Origin of the sequence: Nocardia sp. CA-107356 (genome assembly GCF_050946365.1) — a bacterium.
Lineage (GTDB): Bacteria > Actinomycetota > Actinomycetes > Mycobacteriales > Mycobacteriaceae > Nocardia.
Genome location: NZ_CP191992.1, coordinates 5,184,621 through 5,199,360, shown reverse-complemented (window position 1 = coordinate 5,199,360; position 14,740 = coordinate 5,184,621). Strand labels below are relative to the sequence as shown.

General features: G+C 66.3%; 16 protein-coding genes and 1 pseudogene. 7 read left to right on the top strand and 10 right to left on the bottom strand.

Translation table 11 applies throughout. From position 1 onward, the window contains the following. Positions 1–8: 8 nt before the first annotated feature. Complete coding sequence (locus ACQP1G_RS23390) at positions 9–857, top strand: helix-turn-helix transcriptional regulator (protein WP_433191682.1); 849 nt, start codon at positions 9–11, stop codon at positions 855–857. Between the two features lie 2 nt (positions 858–859). Here the strand turns inward: ACQP1G_RS23390 and ACQP1G_RS23385 are convergent, their stop codons facing one another. Together ACQP1G_RS23385 and ACQP1G_RS23380 are read right to left on the bottom strand one after the other, a co-directional pair. Beyond that, positions 860–1,516: a hypothetical protein gene (locus ACQP1G_RS23385; RefSeq protein ID WP_433191681.1), complete on the bottom strand. Its 657-nt coding sequence runs from the start codon at positions 1,514–1,516 to the stop codon at positions 860–862. 63 nt (positions 1,517–1,579) lie between these two features. Next, positions 1,580–2,002, bottom strand: a complete 423-nt coding sequence (locus ACQP1G_RS23380) for a winged helix-turn-helix transcriptional regulator (protein WP_433191680.1) — start codon at positions 2,000–2,002, stop codon at positions 1,580–1,582. 81 nt (positions 2,003–2,083) lie between these two features. Here ACQP1G_RS23380 and ACQP1G_RS23375 point away from each other — a divergent pair, with 81 nt between their 5' ends. The 3 genes from ACQP1G_RS23375 (at position 2,084) to ACQP1G_RS23365 (ending at position 4,872) form a co-directional block, all read left to right on the top strand. Continuing rightward, positions 2,084–2,992, top strand: a complete 909-nt coding sequence (locus ACQP1G_RS23375; RefSeq protein ID WP_433191679.1) for an NmrA family NAD(P)-binding protein — start codon at positions 2,084–2,086, stop codon at positions 2,990–2,992. Positions 2,993–3,186: 194 nt separating this feature from the next. Then, complete coding sequence (locus ACQP1G_RS23370) at positions 3,187–3,918, top strand: arginase family protein (RefSeq protein ID WP_433191678.1); 732 nt, start codon at positions 3,187–3,189, stop codon at positions 3,916–3,918. Between the two features lie 135 nt (positions 3,919–4,053). Beyond that, a complete protein-coding gene (locus tag ACQP1G_RS23365; RefSeq protein ID WP_433191677.1) occupies positions 4,054–4,872 on the top strand; it encodes a thioesterase family protein in 819 nt (272 codons plus the stop codon). Positions 4,873–4,902: 30 nt separating this feature from the next. Here ACQP1G_RS23365 and ACQP1G_RS23360 read toward each other — a convergent pair whose 3' ends face one another. The 3 genes and pseudogenes from ACQP1G_RS23360 to ACQP1G_RS23350 all read right to left on the bottom strand — a co-directional run bounded on the left by ACQP1G_RS23360 (position 4,903) and on the right by ACQP1G_RS23350 (position 8,822). Then, the gene (locus ACQP1G_RS23360; RefSeq protein WP_433191676.1) at positions 4,903–7,185 is read right to left on the bottom strand and encodes an ATP-binding cassette domain-containing protein; all 2,283 of its coding nucleotides are present in this window, start codon (positions 7,183–7,185) and stop codon (positions 4,903–4,905) included. A gap of 198 nt (positions 7,186–7,383) precedes the next feature. Then, positions 7,384–7,707, bottom strand: a pseudogene (locus tag ACQP1G_RS23355) (transposase); the annotation flags it as partial. Between the two features lie 218 nt (positions 7,708–7,925). Next, entirely contained in the window at positions 7,926–8,822 is an 897-nt protein-coding gene (locus ACQP1G_RS23350; protein ID WP_433191675.1) for a LysR family transcriptional regulator, read from the bottom strand. Positions 8,823–8,907: 85 nt separating this feature from the next. On the opposite strand from ACQP1G_RS23350, the gene ACQP1G_RS23345 reads away from it, so the two are divergent. Together ACQP1G_RS23345 and ACQP1G_RS23340 are read left to right on the top strand one after the other, a co-directional pair. After that, positions 8,908–9,744 (top strand): PhzF family phenazine biosynthesis protein, encoded by an 837-nt coding sequence (locus tag ACQP1G_RS23345; RefSeq protein WP_433191674.1) that lies wholly within the window; start codon positions 8,908–8,910, stop codon positions 9,742–9,744. 140 nt (positions 9,745–9,884) lie between these two features. Then, positions 9,885–10,685 (top strand): IS5 family transposase, encoded by an 801-nt coding sequence (locus ACQP1G_RS23340; RefSeq protein WP_433208740.1) that lies wholly within the window; start codon positions 9,885–9,887, stop codon positions 10,683–10,685. 80 nt (positions 10,686–10,765) lie between these two features. Here ACQP1G_RS23340 and ACQP1G_RS23335 read toward each other — a convergent pair whose 3' ends face one another. The 5 genes from ACQP1G_RS23335 to ACQP1G_RS23315 all read right to left on the bottom strand — a co-directional run bounded on the left by ACQP1G_RS23335 (position 10,766) and on the right by ACQP1G_RS23315 (position 14,354). After that, the gene (locus tag ACQP1G_RS23335; protein WP_433191673.1) at positions 10,766–12,193 is read right to left on the bottom strand and encodes an alpha/beta hydrolase family protein; all 1,428 of its coding nucleotides are present in this window, start codon (positions 12,191–12,193) and stop codon (positions 10,766–10,768) included. A 25-nt stretch (positions 12,194–12,218) separates the two neighbouring features. Then, complete coding sequence (locus ACQP1G_RS23330) at positions 12,219–12,779, bottom strand: ArsR/SmtB family transcription factor (RefSeq protein WP_433191672.1); 561 nt, start codon at positions 12,777–12,779, stop codon at positions 12,219–12,221. A 277-nt stretch (positions 12,780–13,056) separates the two neighbouring features. After that, positions 13,057–13,944: a TIGR03621 family F420-dependent LLM class oxidoreductase gene (locus ACQP1G_RS23325; protein WP_433191671.1), complete on the bottom strand. Its 888-nt coding sequence runs from the start codon at positions 13,942–13,944 to the stop codon at positions 13,057–13,059. Positions 13,945–13,999: 55 nt separating this feature from the next. Next, positions 14,000–14,215 (bottom strand): hypothetical protein, encoded by a 216-nt coding sequence (locus ACQP1G_RS23320; RefSeq protein ID WP_433191670.1) that lies wholly within the window; start codon positions 14,213–14,215, stop codon positions 14,000–14,002. Between the two features lie 10 nt (positions 14,216–14,225). Next, a complete protein-coding gene (locus ACQP1G_RS23315) occupies positions 14,226–14,354 on the bottom strand; it encodes a hypothetical protein (protein WP_433191669.1) in 129 nt (42 codons plus the stop codon). A gap of 57 nt (positions 14,355–14,411) precedes the next feature. On the opposite strand from ACQP1G_RS23315, the gene ACQP1G_RS23310 reads away from it, so the two are divergent. Further along, positions 14,412–14,681 carry a TetR-like C-terminal domain-containing protein gene (locus ACQP1G_RS23310; protein ID WP_433191668.1) on the top strand — a complete coding sequence of 90 codons (270 nt, stop codon included), beginning with the start codon at positions 14,412–14,414 and terminating at the stop codon, positions 14,679–14,681. Positions 14,682–14,740: the final 59 nt, after the last annotated feature.

Below are 14,740 nucleotides of genomic sequence, written 5' to 3'. Positions count from 1 at the left end.
ATCGAGACATGGATCGCACCGAACTCGCCGCGCTGCTGCGGCAAGCCCGTGCTCGGGTGCGGCCGAGTGATGTTGGACTGCCGAGCGGTTCGCGCCGTCAGGTGCCCGGGTTGCGGCGCGAGGAGGTCGCCCAACTCGCCGGTGTCAGCGTCGACTATGTGGTCCGCCTCGAACAAGGTCGAGGACCGCGCCCGTCCGCCGCGGTGCTCGGCGCGCTGGCCCGCGCACTGCGGCTCGAGGACATCGAACGGGATCTGCTGTTCCGGCTGGCCGGTTCGGCGCCACCGCAGGAGGGACGGATCGCCATGATGGTGCGGCCGAGCGTGCTGCGGCTGCTGGACCGGATGGCGGATCTGCCCGCGCTGGTGATCTCCGCGAAAGCCGATGTGCTGGCCTGGAATTCGATGGCCGCGGCACTGCTCGGCGACTTCTCCGCGTGGTCGCCCGCCCGGCGCAACATCATCTGGCAAGCGTTTCTGGGCACCGAGCCCTCGCGTGTGGTCTTCACACCCGCGCAGGCCGAGGCAGCCGCGGAGTCCTGGGTCGCCTCGCTGCGCAGCGCGAAGGCCGCATATCCCGACGATCCGGACCTGGCCCGCCTGGTCGCCGAATTACGTTCGCGCAGTGAGCGATTCGAGCGGCTATGGCGTGAGGGGCGCACCGGTAACCGGCGCAGTGCCACCAAGACCATCGATCATCCCGAGATCGGACGGATGGTGCTCGATTGCGATGCACTGTTCGTACCCGACACCGACCAGGCCGTCGTCGTCTACTCGGCAGCACCCGGCACCCCGGCCGCTTCGGCGCTGGAACTGCTGCGAATCACGGGGACTCAGCAGCTTACCGAGCGGTGTTAGGGCTACGCCGAGAATTCGTCGGCGAGGGTGTTCCAGAACATGAGCTCGTAGTCCTGGAAGAGCCTGGCGTATAGGTGCGCCTCGCCCGGCTTCAGCCGCCCATTGTCGAGTCCGGCTTGGATGGCGGCGAGGGCACGCTGTTCGACCTCGGGCACGTCGGCGGTGAAGAAGTCGAAGAACGCGCACGCGGGGTCGTCGAAATCGTAGTGGGCGCGCATCGCCGCGGCGATATCCCCGCAGTACCTGCCGAATGCGGTGAAATTCGAGTAGATACCCGCTGCGGCGGCGGCGGATTCGGCGTGCAACGCCAACCAGGCGACGTAGGCCGGATACGCCTGGCAGCCCGCCCTCGGCAGCTCCATACCCTGGTCGGGTCCCACCGCCGCCACCAGCGCGTCCAGCAAGCCGTGCGCCTGCTGCTCGCCCGATACCAGCCCGCCGAAGAAAACTCGGGCGTGCGGTTCGTCCGCCCGCGCCGCCATGGCGTGGAAGCTACGCCAATCGCTGCTGGTGATGCGCTGTTCCTCCGCCGCGATCGCCGCGAACACCGCCTGTGGCGCCTTGCCCGTCGTGATCAGCGGAACCAAGCGGTTATCGTCGTCGCGCGGAGCCAGCTCCGCCTGGATCCCTTCGAGCAGTGCACGGGCGGCAAGAGTCATCGAAACCTCCCTATCCGGACGGGTATCTCTGTCTATTCAACCGCCCTGCGAGAGCTATCGCGGTCATTCGGTTCCGTCGACGCCGTGTTCGACATCCCAGCGTTGCCGGGCCGACGCGATGACCTCTTTGTGATTTCGCGACCAGTCGGCGAGCGCGCCGATCGCGGCGGCCAGGCTGCGGCCGGTTTCGGTGAGCCGATACTCCACCTGCGGTGGAATCGTCGGGTACGCGATCCGCTCCACCATGCCGTCCCGGCACAGTCTTTTGGTGGTCAGTGTCAGCATCCGCTGCGAGATCCCCGGAATCGCCCGCTCCAATTCACGGAACCGCCGCACACCTTTGCTCAACTCCACGATCACCAGCACCGTCCACCGATCGCCGAGCCGGTCGAGCACATCGCGGATGCCGCAGTCGTCATCGCCACAGGGACCGTCGGGAATAGTGCCCGCCACCTGCGCGGTGACCGCCGTGTTCGTGACCGACATCAAAGTGCCTCCTTATGCCGCGATCCGGGACCGCCGATGCTGGGACGAGTTTCAGCAACTACAACAATCGGGAGCGTTCCGATGATCCTGGTAACCGGCATCTCCGGATCCCTGGGTGGCCTCGTCTACCGCGGCCTGTCCACCCTCGATGACCTGACAGTGGCGGCGGGCAGCCGCTCCGGCGACGACACCGCCACACGCCGTATCGATTTCGACGATCCGGCAACGCTGGCCGCGGGGCTGCGCGGTGTCGACGTACTCGTCATGATCTCCGCAGGATACGCCGAGGACGATGTGGTGCTGGCTCGCCACGGCGCCGCGGTCGATGCCGCCGCGGCAGCCGGAGTCCCGCATGTGATCTACACCAGCCTCGCGGGTTCCGGTGATCTGATGACCATCGCCCTACCACATCGCTGGACCGAAAAACGGCTGGCCGCAGCACCATTCGAGGTGACTGTCCTGCGCAACGGCCTCTACGCCGAAGTGCCCGTCGGTCTCGCCGTCGCGGGAGCGGCGGCCTCCGCCGAATCCGGTGTCTTCGCCGCGCCATTCGGCACCGGCCGGATCTCGGTGGTAGCGCGCGAGGATCTTGCCGAGGTGGCCGTACGGGTGGCCGCGGAGACCGAGCGCGATCTCGCGGCGGGGCGACGTAGCAGGCATGCGGGCAAGGTGTACGAGCTCGAGGGCGTCACCGCGATCGGCGGTTCGGATATCGCCGAGATACTGAGCCGATCCGTGGCCCGCCCGGTGAACTATCTCCCCATCTCCCTTGCCGAAATGCGGAATATATTGCAGGGCACTGGATTAGAGCCATATCAGTGCACGCACACGCTGTCCTTGTTCGCCAACCTCGGCGCTGGCCTGCTCGAGGCATCCGGCACCGACCTGCGCGACCTGCTGCCGACCGCACCCCGCGATGTTCGGGCGCTCATTACCGGCGCGGTGCGGGCTGGTGGGTATCAATCGGTATCGGTCGGCACGACCCATTGAACGCCCTTGGCGAACCGTGCTTCGGTGCCCGAAGCACGGTTCGCCTTGACGGGCCAGGTGAGCAGAATGTGCATCACCCACGGCGCTGACGCCGAACGCGTCCCGGAAGGGAGTATCTCGCGCAATGCAGTGCCGATTCCGGCGCGCGGTAATTCACTGGCAGAGCTGTTCACCGCTGAATTAGTCTCGGGTAGATGCGCTTGCTCGTGCCATACCACCTTGATGAGTATCGGCCAGGGATCGATGCCCCTATTACTCCGGACGCGGTGATCACGGCCGAGCTGCCGGAGATCGACGATCCATGGGCTCGCATGGCCGTGCTCTACGACGTTGTGGCGGACCAGGTTGCGGCGTCTGTTCGCCGGGGTGAACGGGCAGTGGTCGCGTCCGGGGACTGCACCACTGCGCTCGGAACCGTGGCCGGGCTGCAACGCGCCGGGCTGGATCCCGCGCTCGTCTGGTTCGACGCACACGGTGATGTCCAGACCCTGGAGACCTCCGCGTCGGGCTACCTCGGCGGATTCCCGCTGCGCATGCTCGTCGGCTACGGCCGCCATTTGCTCGCCGACCGGATCGGCTTGCGCGACATCCAGGAAGAGCACGCCGTATTGGTCGGCGGCCGCGACCTCGACCCGCCGGAAGTGGAGTATCTGCGCGCCGCGCAGATCCGGCACCGCCCCGTCGACGATCTCGGCGAACTCCCGGACGGACCGCTCTACCTGCACCTCGACTTCGACGTCATCACCCCCGACGACCTCCCCGGACTCCTTTTCCCCGTCCCCGACGGCCCCACCCTGCCCACAGTCTCGGCCGCGGTGCGCACCGTCCTCGCCACCGGTCGGGTAGCGGCCTTCGGCCTCGCCTGCACCTGGCGCGACCACGCCGGCGCCGCCCACCACGTCCGCCCACTGATCGACTCCGCCTGACTCGCACAGATGCTGGAACAGCGCTCGCCATAATCGGGATCCGCACGCTGGGCACCGACACAGCGTCCGAATCCTGATGCGGGGTGCGGCTCTTCGAGGTCGCGGCTCGACGCCAACACCTAGGATCGGAACACCATGGATGCCTTCTATGTGCCTGACGGCTCGGACCCGGATCTGTTTCATCCCACCGAACTCACCCGGGGGCCGTGGTCGCCGGATGCCCAGCACGGCGGGGCACCGTCGGCGCTGCTCGGGCATGTCATCGAGCGGTGCGAGCCGCGCCCGGAATTCCGGGTGGTACGGGTCGCGGTGGAGTTTCTCGGGCCGGTGCCGCTCGAGCCGCTGCGGTGCGAGGCGCGCGTCACCCGGGCCGAGGCGCGAGTTGCTCAGCCCGGACGCAGTGTGGAATTGATCGAGGCCACACTGAGCTCCGACCGGGGACCGCTACTGAAGGCCAATGCCTGGCGGATGCGGCGGGCCGAGCCGGAACTGGAGGTGCCGACCGAGGTGCTGCCGACCGGCACCCGGCCCGGCCCGGCCACCGTGACGCCGAGCCCGGAACACAGCTTTCCCAGCAATCAGCCCGTCGGCTTCCACACCGGAGTCGAATACCGTTTCATCGCAGGCGCATTCCAGACTCCGGGTCCGGCCGTGTGCTGGATTCGCCTGCGCTACCCGATCGTTGCCGCCACCGAGCTCAGCCCGCTGGAGCGCACCCTCGCCGCCGCCGACTTCGGCAATGGCGTCAGCTCCGTGCTGCCATGGCGCCGATACGTGTTCATCAATACCGATCTCACCGTGACCCTGCACCGCGAGCCCGTCGGCGAATGGGTGTGCCTGGACGCGGTCACCTACCCGGAACGCAGCGGCGTCGGGCTGGCCGAGTCCCGCTTGTTCGATGAGCAGGGCCCGATCGGGCGCGGCACCCAGACCCTGCTGCTCGGCACGCGCTGACACCGCCCGCAGTTGGCCGCGCCCGATTGCTCAGACGCCCTTGTACTTCCGCAGGTATTCACCTGTCAGTGACATCGGGTGCATCAGCAACTCGGCGGGGGTGCCGGTGAATACGACTTCGCCGCCGTCCTTTCCGCCGTCGGGGCCGAGGTCGATGACCCAGTCGGAATGGGCTACCACGTCGAGGTTGTGTTCGATGACCACCACGGTATTGCCGCGGTCGACCAATCCGTCCATCAACGCGAGCAGGGTATCCACGTCCGACATGTGCAGGCCGGTCGTCGGTTCGTCGAGAACGTAAGTGGTGCCGGTGTTCTGGAGTTGAGTGGCCAGTTTGATGCGTTGGCGCTCGCCGCCGGAAAGGGTGCTCATGGCCTGGCCGAGGCTCAGATAGTCGAGGCCGACTTCGTTCATCGTGCGCAATTTCGTGGCGAGTGCCTTTTCGGTGAAGAAACTCAGTGCCTCCTCGGCCGACATCTCCAGCACGTCGGCAATCGACCGGCCGCGCAACATCAATGCCAGCACCTCGTCGGAGAACCGCCGCCCGTCGCACGCATCGCAGTGGGTGGTCACCGGGTCCATGTAGGCGATCTCGGTGATGATCACGCCGCGGCCCTCACACTGCTTACAGGCGCCGGTGGAATTGAAACTGAACAGGCCGGGTGACTCGCCGGTCGCCTTCGCGAACAGCTTCCTGATCGGATCCATCAGTCCCAGATAGGTTGCCGGAGTGGAGCGAGACGATGCGGCGATCGCCGACTGGTCGACGAAGATCGCATCGGGATGTGCGAGCACGAACACATCCCGGATGAGACTGCTCTTTCCCGATCCGGCCACCCCGGTGATCGAGGTCAGGATGCCGGTCGGAATCGCAACCGTCACATCTTTGAGGTTGTGCACATTCGCATGCTCGATCAGCAACTCGCCGTTCGACTTCCGGAAGGTGTCCTTCACGGTGAACGGCCTGCGCAAGCCGGCGCCGGTCGGCGTATCCGCGGCGCGCAGTTCCGCGAAGCTGCCCTCGAACACCACTTGTCCGCCGTGCAGTCCGGCCCGCGGCCCGACATCGACGATATGGTCGGCGATCTGGATGACATCGGGATCATGTTCGACCACGAGCACGGTATTGCCCTTGTCCCGCAACGCCCTCAGCAAGTTGTTCAACCGCCCGACATCGCGCGGATGCAGTCCGACGCTGGGCTCATCGAAGATATAGGTCATCCCGATCAACGTGCTGGACAAGTGTTTGATCATCTTGAGCCGCTGCCCCTCACCGCCGGACAGCGTGGCGGTCGGCCGATCCAGGCTCAGATAGCCGAGCCCGATATCGATGACGCGCCGCAGTGCGATCCGGATGGCGGCGGCCAGCCCCAGCGCGGCCGGATCGGTGATCTCGTCGAGTACCACCATCAGATCGGTGATCTGCAGACCCGACCAGTCGGCGATAGTGCGGCCGCAGATCTTGGTGGCCAGCGCGGCGGCATTGAGCCGGGCGCCGTCGCAGGTCGGGCACACGCCCTCGGTGAGGAATTTCTGCATCTGCTCGCGCGTCTTGGCACTGAGCGTCGAGGTGTCGCGCTGCAACCGGGTGCGCGTGAATTTGGCTGCCAGCCCTTCGTAATTCGCCTTCCAGGTGCCCTTGCTGAAGGTCAGTTCCACCTTGCCGCCGGTGCCGTAGAGCAGATCGGTGAACTCTTCGTCGGTGTAATCGGTCAGCTTCTTGTCCGGGTCGAAGCGCCCCGACCTGCCGTACATCTGCCACTCCCCGCCGCCGACGGTATAGCCGGGCAGCAGGATCGCACCCTCGTTGAGCGACTTGGTCCGGTCGAGCAGCCGATCCGGATCGGCCCGCACCGTGACCCCGAGCCCGTCGCAGTCCGGGCACATGCCCTGCGGCACATTGAACGAGTAGTTGTAGACGAATCCTGCTGAGGGCGAACCGAATCGGGCGAACATGGCGCGCACCATGGAATAGATATCGGTCATCGTGCCCACGGTCGAGCGCGGACCGCCGCCAACGGGCTGCTGGTCGATGATGACCGGGGCGGTCAAATTCTCCATCGCCTCGGCGTGCGGCCGCTCGTAGCGCGGCAGGAAGTTGAGAATGAACGCGGGAAACGTCGCATAGAGCTGACGCTGGGACTCCACGGCAATGGTGTCGAAGACGATCGACGATTTACCCGAGCCGGAGACACCGGTAAACACGGTGATCTTGTTCTTCGGGATCTCCAACGACACATTGCGCAGATTGTGCTCACTGGCACCGAGCAGACGGATGACATCCGTCGCGACGACGGAATCGGCAGAAGGCATGCCGACCACCATGCCACGCGCTACCGACAAAAAGCCCGGCGTAATGTGATGTAGATCACATTATTGAATTTTAGGCATCGACCGGAATAGGTGTTCTCACCAGCAGATTTATCCCCGACGCAGATTCATGCCGCACGACAAGGCACACGGGGTCCAGTGACGCGAAAAGTCGCGCTGAGAGCGTGTCTCACATGGATCCCCTTTTTTCGCCCTGACCGATGCACCGTCGCAGACCGCGCGTGACCAGTCGATCATGCCTTGACTGCCGAGTTCGTCGAGGACCGCCCGGTGCAGGCGCCGCCACAGCCCGGCCTCGGTCCACGCCGTGAACCGGCGATGCACAGTGGGCACGGTGACCCCGAACGACGGCGGCAGATACCGCCAAGCGCACCCGCTGGTCAGCACGAACACGATCGCGGTGAACACCGCGCGATCATCCACCGGCGCAGTGCCCCCACCCTGCGGGCGCGCCTCGAACCGCGGGATCAGCGGTTCGGCCAACGCCCACAACTCATCCGGCACCAGACGCCGCGACAGTTCGCCCACCGCAACATGATCACAGGATCAGCCCAATAACCACGTGAGACATAAGTCAGTTGCAGTTGGACGGTGTCTCCCGGAACCACGCTGTTGGGGACTTTGCCGAAAGGGGTGTGCATCATGCGCGGAGCGCATCAGCGTCAACGTTGCGCCACGTGCGGTCGGCGACGAACTCTGGGAAACGAATAGGTTGGGGCACTTCACATTTGACGCTGCGGTCGCCTACCCGGCGCAAGCAGCTTCGTTGCACCGCGCCGGATTTCCTCGATCACCGCGTCGAGCGCACGGCCGGTCGACCGGCGGCGGTGACGGACCAGCAGCAATCCGGGTTCGACGATCGCCGGCCCGGCGAAACGAGCCAGCCGCCGCTCGTCGACGGCGAAATCGGGCAGTACGGCCAGTCCGAGTCCGGCGGCGACGCAGGCCCGGGTGGCCTCGATACTGCCCAGCCGAGTCGTGCGAACCACTGCCGCACTGTCCCGCAGGCACCGAGCGACCTCGTCGCTGTAGGTGCAGCCCTCTTCGAGAAGGAACCATCGCTGCTTGGCCAACTCCGCCCACGATCGCGCTGTCACCGCTTGTCGCTGATCGGTAACGAATGCGAGCTCGAGCGTGCCCAGCTGATCGACAACGAGATCGGGTACCTCGAGCGACGGCTCGAGAATCAACGCAAGCGCATACCGGCCGGCACGCAGCGCGTGGGTCGCGTCGGTCGTGCCCGCCGGGGACAGCGTGACCTCGACTCCAGGATGACGCCGTTGCAACGCCGCGATCACTGCCGGAAGCAGGTGCCCGCACAAGGATTCCGGTGCCACTATGCCGACCGTTCCCTCGATCGGGCCACGCACATCCGGATCGGTGCGCAGCGCTGCCTCGGCATCGAGGACCAGACCGGCTTTCTCCAGGGTCCGCCGCCCGGCGTCGGTCAGCGTCGCGCCGAGCCGCAACCGATCGAACAGCCGCAGCCCGAGCTCGGCCTCCAACGTCTTGATGTGTGCGGTCACTGTCGACTGGGCGAGGTGTAATTCGGCCGCGGTCGCAGTGAAACTGCCGGTCCTCGCGAGTGCGACGAAGGTGGCGAGTACCCGGGTGTCCATACCGTCGATGCTATCGGAATATTCGATGGATACGATCTGAATACATCGTTGGACCCGATCATCGCTCGATGCGAGCATGAGACATATGAACACCGAAGTACTGCGCTACACCGCATTCAGTACCGATCCGGCCGGCGGCAACCCCGCCGGGGTCGTCCTCGACGGGACCGGACTCGACGACTCCGAGATGCAGCGAATCGCCGAGAAAGTCGGCTATTCGGAAACGGCCTTCCTGAACCACACACACGACCGGCACTACCGGGTGCGCTATTTCAGCCCACTCGCAGAGGTCGATTTCTGCGGGCATGCCACCGTCGCGACCGCGGTGGCACTCACCGAACGCATCGGCCCCGGCGCGCTGAATTTCCGAACCAATATCGGCGATATCGTCGTCGAGACCAGTACCGCGGACGATCGCCCGACGGCGACATTGACCAGCGTCGCAACGCATTCCAGGGCGGCGACCGCGACCGAGATCTACGACACGCTGGCAGCACTGGGCTGGGACCCAACCGATCTCGATCCGGCCTTTCCAACCCGGGTTGCCTATGCCGGCAACGACCATCTGATGCTGGCCGCCGCATCCCGCGAACGCCTCGCCGCCCTGGACTACGACTTCGACGCCCTCGGCACGATCATGCGCGAGGCCGGATGGACGACGGTGCACCTGTTCCACCGCGAGGACGATCGCCACTTCCAGGCCCGCAACCCCTTCCCCATCGGCGGAGTCGTCGAGGACGCCGCAACCGGTGCCGCAGCGGCGGCCTTCGGCGGATACCTCCGCGACATCGGTCACGCCGATTCGGGCCGGATCATCATCACCCAGGGCGTCGATATGGGGCGGCCAAGCCAGCTGCTGGTCGACCTCGATCCAGCCGCAACCGGCATTCGGGTCACCGGAAACGCAGTACGGATCGACTGAGTATCAGCCGGAACCGCACTGAATTCCGCACGGAGCGGCAAATTACCGCGGCGGCAATGCAGTTGCTAAGAGCATGTCTCACGTGGTTATTGGGCTGATCCTGTGATCATGTTGCGGTGGGCGAACTGTCGCGGCGTCTGGTGCCGGATGAGTTGTGGGCGTTGGCCGAACCGCTGATCCCGCGGTTCGAGGCGCGCCCGCAGGGTGGGGGCACTGCGCCGGTGGATGATCGCGCGGTGTTCACCGCGATCGTGTTCGTGCTGACCAGCGGGTGCGCTTGGCGGTATCTGCCGCCGTCGTTCGGGGTCACCGTGCCCACTGTGCATCGCCGGTTCACGGCGTGGACCGAGGCCGGGCTGTGGCGGCGCCTGCACCGGGCGGTCCTCGACGAACTCGGCAGTCAAGGCATGATCGACTGGTCACGCGCGGTCTGCGACGGTGCATCGGTCAGGGCGAAAAAAGGGGGATCCATGACCGGCTCGAACCCCGTCGATCGGGGCAAGGCCGGCTCGAAGATCCACGTGATGTCCGACCGTGCTGGCCTGCCGCTGTCGGTGGCGATATCGGCGGCCAACACCAACGACGCCGACGCGCTCAAACCTCTCGTCAAAGCCGTCCCCGCGATCAAGTCCCGACGCGGACCGCGGCGGCGCAAACCCGCCAAACTGCACGCCAACAAGGCATACGACCATGTCGAACTACGAAAGTGGGTGCGAGACAGGGGAATTACCGTCCGCATCGCTCGCAAGGGCATCGAATCCAGCAAGAAACTCGGCCACCACCGTTGGGTTATCGAACGGTCGATCGCCTGGCTGTCCGGCTACCACCGGCTCTCGATCCGATACGACCGCAAGGCCACCCACTACCTCGGCTTCCTCACCCTCGCCGCCACATTGACCTGCTACAAGAAACTCGCGAAAGCCGGGAAGCCAGCGACGTGAGACACGCTCTAAGGGATTCGGGCTGGTGCGAGCCCGGCGACCCCGGTGCCGTACATGGACATCACCCACTCGGCGACAGGTCATCGGATGGAGAACAGACCCCAGGTGATTGCCCAGGTCAGCCAGGCGCACCCGGCGGCGAGCAGCACGCCGAGCCCGGCGCGCGGCACTGCAGCCACCCCGGTTCGGCCGCGCACGGCAGTGGTCGCAGTGCCGGCCAGCAGCACAGCGGTGAGTATCGCGAGTCCTTGCAGCATCAGCCACACCAGAGGTCGGCCGGCGACCACCGGGCCGACGGTCCGGGCGTCGGCAGCCAGGATCGACTCCACGTACACCACGGTCGCGACCAGCGAGAGTAACCCGCACAGCGCCAGCAGCCGAGCGGATCGGCGGGCGGGGCGGGGGCGGCGGTTCATCGACGAAACCAACAGGTAGCCGAGGAAGACGACCAGCACGGTGGCGAGCACGATCGACTGGACCCACGCCGAAGTCCACCAGTCGCGGCCCGGGTCGACGCTCGACAGGGCTTGAGACGGAGGCGGTTGCGCCGAGGAGACCGGTGCGGCATCGTTGGCTACCTGGTTCACCCAGGTGGTCATGGCATCGAGGTAGCCGGGAGCGAAGGCGCCTTTCGGCGCGCCCGGACCTGCTGCGGCGCCCAGCCGGTCGAAGCCGTCGGTAGTCGAGCGCCCATTGTGGGCAGCACCGGTGAGGAAGCGGATGGTGACCGAAGGGCAGCCGGTCAGCGTGTTCTGCAGCACCGAAGCACTTTCCGCGGGTGGGACCTGTACGTCATGATCCCCCCACAGCGCGAGCACCGGGACGCGCACGCCGCGCAGCGCCGGCCGGGGATCGAATCCGGCCGCAGGGAACGCCCCGGTCTCGCCGATCAATCGGGCAGCAGGCCCGGCGACGGTGCCTGCGAGCGGACCGGTATCGCCGTGGTGGCGCAGGGTTTCGGCCAGACTCCAGGTCTGCGTGCGCAGCGGAGTGAACCCCGGGGCCCCGAGGGTGACCAGGAAGGCGACGTCGCCGGATCTCACGGCGACCAGCGGTGCGACCCAACCGCCCTCGCTGAGTGCCCACAGTCCGACCCGATCGGCCCGCACTCCCGGTGTGTGACGGAGGGTTTCGACCGCGGCGAGCGCATCGTCGGCGAGCAGAGAGAGGTCGCGGTGGGTGCGTGAGTAGCCCGTGGTTCGCTTGTCGTAGATCAGCGTGGTGATCCCGGCCGCCGCGAAGGCGCGGGCCTCGGCGAGGTATTCTGTGCGCGGCCCGGGCCCGGCGCCGCCGACCAGGACGATGCCAGGTGCGGTGGAATGCGGTGCGGCCGCAGCGATCACCGAGCCGCGCAGCGTCAGCCCGCCACCTCCGGTGAAGGTGACATTCGTACCCTCGGTCGACGCGACAGGGCCGGACGCGGGATCGGCACCGGCAGCCGGGGTGAAGACAGCGGTGAACGACACCGATACCAGCAGGGCAAGTACAAATGATCTGAGAGAACGCATATTCGGAGGGCCTTTCGAAGCCGGTTCAGGTCTCGGGAAAGCCGAAGAGCCGTAGCAGTACGGGTTTTCGCTCGTCGCCGGCATCGTCGGCGACGGCGCCGTAGCGCTGGACGAGCTGGATGTATTCCTCGAAGAACTCGCGCAGGAGCGGCAGATCCACGCGAATAGTGGCGCGGGAGAACAGGAATGCGTCCGCCCATGCCCCGAGGTCGGGCGCCTGCCGTTCGAACCCTTCGTACAGTTCGACGAGTTCGGCGAGATTGTTGCGGCTTATTTCCGTGCTGGCCGCCCGCATTTCGGCGGTCTGTGCGGTGTACGGCGGAAACCGGCGGTCGCCGGGAACGGCGCGCCACCAGCGTTCCTTGCCGGTGGCCAGTTCCGGGACTTCTTCGACGAACCCGTATTTGGCGAGCTGCCGCAGGTGATAGCTGGTGAGCCCACTACTCTCGCCAAGCGCCTGAGCGAGGGTGGTGGCAGTGACCGGACCACCACGCAGTTGTTCCTCGATGCGCCGGCGCAGTGGATGCGCGAGCAGTCGCAGCACGGCCACGTCGGTAATCGTCTGGGGGACAGGCTGATCGGCCACGAGGGTCAGCCTAACTCGTGCAAAGAGGCTTTGCAAAGAGCATTTGCAACTCGGATCCCGGGATCGTCGGCGATTGATAGGAGATGTCGGGCCCACGGCACTCCCCCGGGACGCAGGGCGACCGCGGAGGAGGCACGCAGTGGCGGCGCAGCCGGTGGCCGCGCACACCCGGCTCCTATTTCCGCCCGAGTTCCCGAGTACACCTTTCAGCGCCGGCGACCGCAAACTCGCTGCGCCACCACAAGACTCGCTGTCGGATGCGGTAGGCGCGGCGCGCTCAGCGCAGCAATTCCATCACCGGAGCCAACTGCTCCATACTGTCTTCCAGCACTGTGACGTAGCTGAACCCGAATCGCTCCCGCCGCTGTTCCAGCTCCTCGGCCATCTCCTTCGGCGTTCCGATCAGCAGTGCGGGCAACTCCTCCAGATGTTCGGCGACATCCGATGGCAGATACGGCCCATAGCGTTCCAGCGCCGCGGACCGCTCACTCGGCGGCACCACCCGCTGCAGCAGGATATTCAGTTCGACGTCCTCGATCCGCGACCCGAGCAGCTCCCGCAGGAACGCGATCCGGCCGTCGGTGGCGGCGGGCCCGAGCAATTGCAGCGGCCCGCCGTTGTACGCGGGAGCGGCGCCGGGCAGGGCGACGATATCGGCGTATTCGGCCGCGACCCGCAGCAGCCGATCGCCAGATCCGGCGATGATCAGCGGCGGCCCGGCGGGTTGTGCGGGTCGCGGCCGATACTCCGGATCGGCGAACAACCGCCGCAGCGTCGCGACGGTCGTGGCCAACTGCTCGACGCGCTGGCCGCCGCTTTCGAACGCGATCCCGGCCGACTCGAACTCCGCCCGCACATATCCCGCCCCGAGTCCCAGTTCTACCCGCCCATCGCTGAACAGATCGGCCGTTGCCACGTCCCGAGCCAACAGCGCGGGGTTGTAGAAGGGCGCGTTCAGTACGAAGGTCGTCAGCCGAACGCGCTCGGTTGCCTCGGCGGCGAGCATCAGCGCCGGAAATGGCGCTGGTAGCCCCAAATGATCGGCAACGCCGACCACGTCATATCCGAGTTCCTCTGCCCTGCGGCACTTTTCGACCCATTCGGCCCGCGAAGCGAGAGCCAGCAGGGTGACACCGAACCGGAACTTGCGTCGCGAGGCCGTCACCCCTCCTGTCTACCAACCGCACCGACGGTGTGCACCCGAAACCGCGATCAACAGATCAGCATGAGGCGAGCACCAGACCCGCCCACACCATTTCGGCCAGGATCACCTCCGCCGCTGGTACCGGTCCCGCGCTGCGCAACCTCGACGAGGTGGCGATTCGCCGCAGCGAGCTGCGCCACCGCGACGGACCGGATTCGGTCACGGCCCGACGTCTCCCGAACCTGCGCCGCATCAATCCGATGGTGGCCACGATGAGTGCTGCGATCAGCATGATCGGTCCCCTACGCGCCCACCCGATGCACCGCGGCAGGCCGCCGCGACGGCGCACCACCGGTCCGTCGTGCCCACACCATGCCGTACTGGATCAGACTCTCTGCCGTATCCAGGACGGTCTCGCGGACCGGCCGCATCGACCAACCGGGTTCGCGGCGCGCCTGCTCGGCAGCCGAGTCGCTCGATGCGTCCCGATGTCGGCAACATCAGACGCGATGGCCGCGGTCTTCGATGTCCTGACCGACGCCATCGCCGAATGCGTCTGCCAGCCGATAAGGCCGACCCTGGCCATCATGTGGTGGAGCTCGGCCCACGGCACGGCCTTGCTGTGGCTGGACGGTCAGCTCGAAAACGCCGCCGCCAAGTCGGCACCACCGCGCCGACGCTGGTCGAGGACACCATCAGCACATTTGCCGCAGTGGCCGCGCCGGGCGGGTGACATCGAACAGCTCGTAGGTCCGTGACCTACAGTGAATGCCGAACGTTTGCTGTCGGATACACCCGCACTCTTCGAGAGGGATAT

Excerpts from the sequence above, each read along its gene's own strand:
- ACQP1G_RS23315 (WP_433191669.1), bottom strand. The coding sequence starts at position 14,354 with ATGCGGCCGGTCCGCGAGACCGTCCTGGATACGGCAGAGAGTCTGATC.
- ACQP1G_RS23335 (WP_433191673.1), bottom strand. The coding sequence starts at position 12,193 with ATGCGTTCTCTCAGATCATTTGTACTTGCCCTGCTGGTATCGGTGTCG.
- ACQP1G_RS23380 (WP_433191680.1), bottom strand. The coding sequence starts at position 2,002 with ATGTCGGTCACGAACACGGCGGTCACCGCGCAGGTGGCGGGCACTATT.
- ACQP1G_RS23345 (WP_433191674.1), top strand. The coding sequence starts at position 8,908 with ATGAACACCGAAGTACTGCGCTACACCGCATTCAGTACCGATCCGGCC.
- ACQP1G_RS23310 (WP_433191668.1), top strand. The coding sequence starts at position 14,412 with ATGTCGGCAACATCAGACGCGATGGCCGCGGTCTTCGATGTCCTGACC.
- ACQP1G_RS23360 (WP_433191676.1), bottom strand. The coding sequence starts at position 7,185 with ATGCCTTCTGCCGATTCCGTCGTCGCGACGGATGTCATCCGTCTGCTC.
- ACQP1G_RS23390 (WP_433191682.1), top strand. The coding sequence starts at position 9 with ATGGATCGCACCGAACTCGCCGCGCTGCTGCGGCAAGCCCGTGCTCGG.
- ACQP1G_RS23375 (WP_433191679.1), top strand. The coding sequence starts at position 2,084 with ATGATCCTGGTAACCGGCATCTCCGGATCCCTGGGTGGCCTCGTCTAC.
- ACQP1G_RS23370 (WP_433191678.1), top strand. The coding sequence starts at position 3,187 with ATGCGCTTGCTCGTGCCATACCACCTTGATGAGTATCGGCCAGGGATC.
- ACQP1G_RS23365 (WP_433191677.1), top strand. The coding sequence starts at position 4,054 with ATGGATGCCTTCTATGTGCCTGACGGCTCGGACCCGGATCTGTTTCAT.
- ACQP1G_RS23350 (WP_433191675.1), bottom strand. The coding sequence starts at position 8,822 with ATGGACACCCGGGTACTCGCCACCTTCGTCGCACTCGCGAGGACCGGC.
- ACQP1G_RS23385 (WP_433191681.1), bottom strand. The coding sequence starts at position 1,516 with ATGACTCTTGCCGCCCGTGCACTGCTCGAAGGGATCCAGGCGGAGCTG.
- ACQP1G_RS23320 (WP_433191670.1), bottom strand. The coding sequence starts at position 14,215 with ATGCTGATCGCAGCACTCATCGTGGCCACCATCGGATTGATGCGGCGC.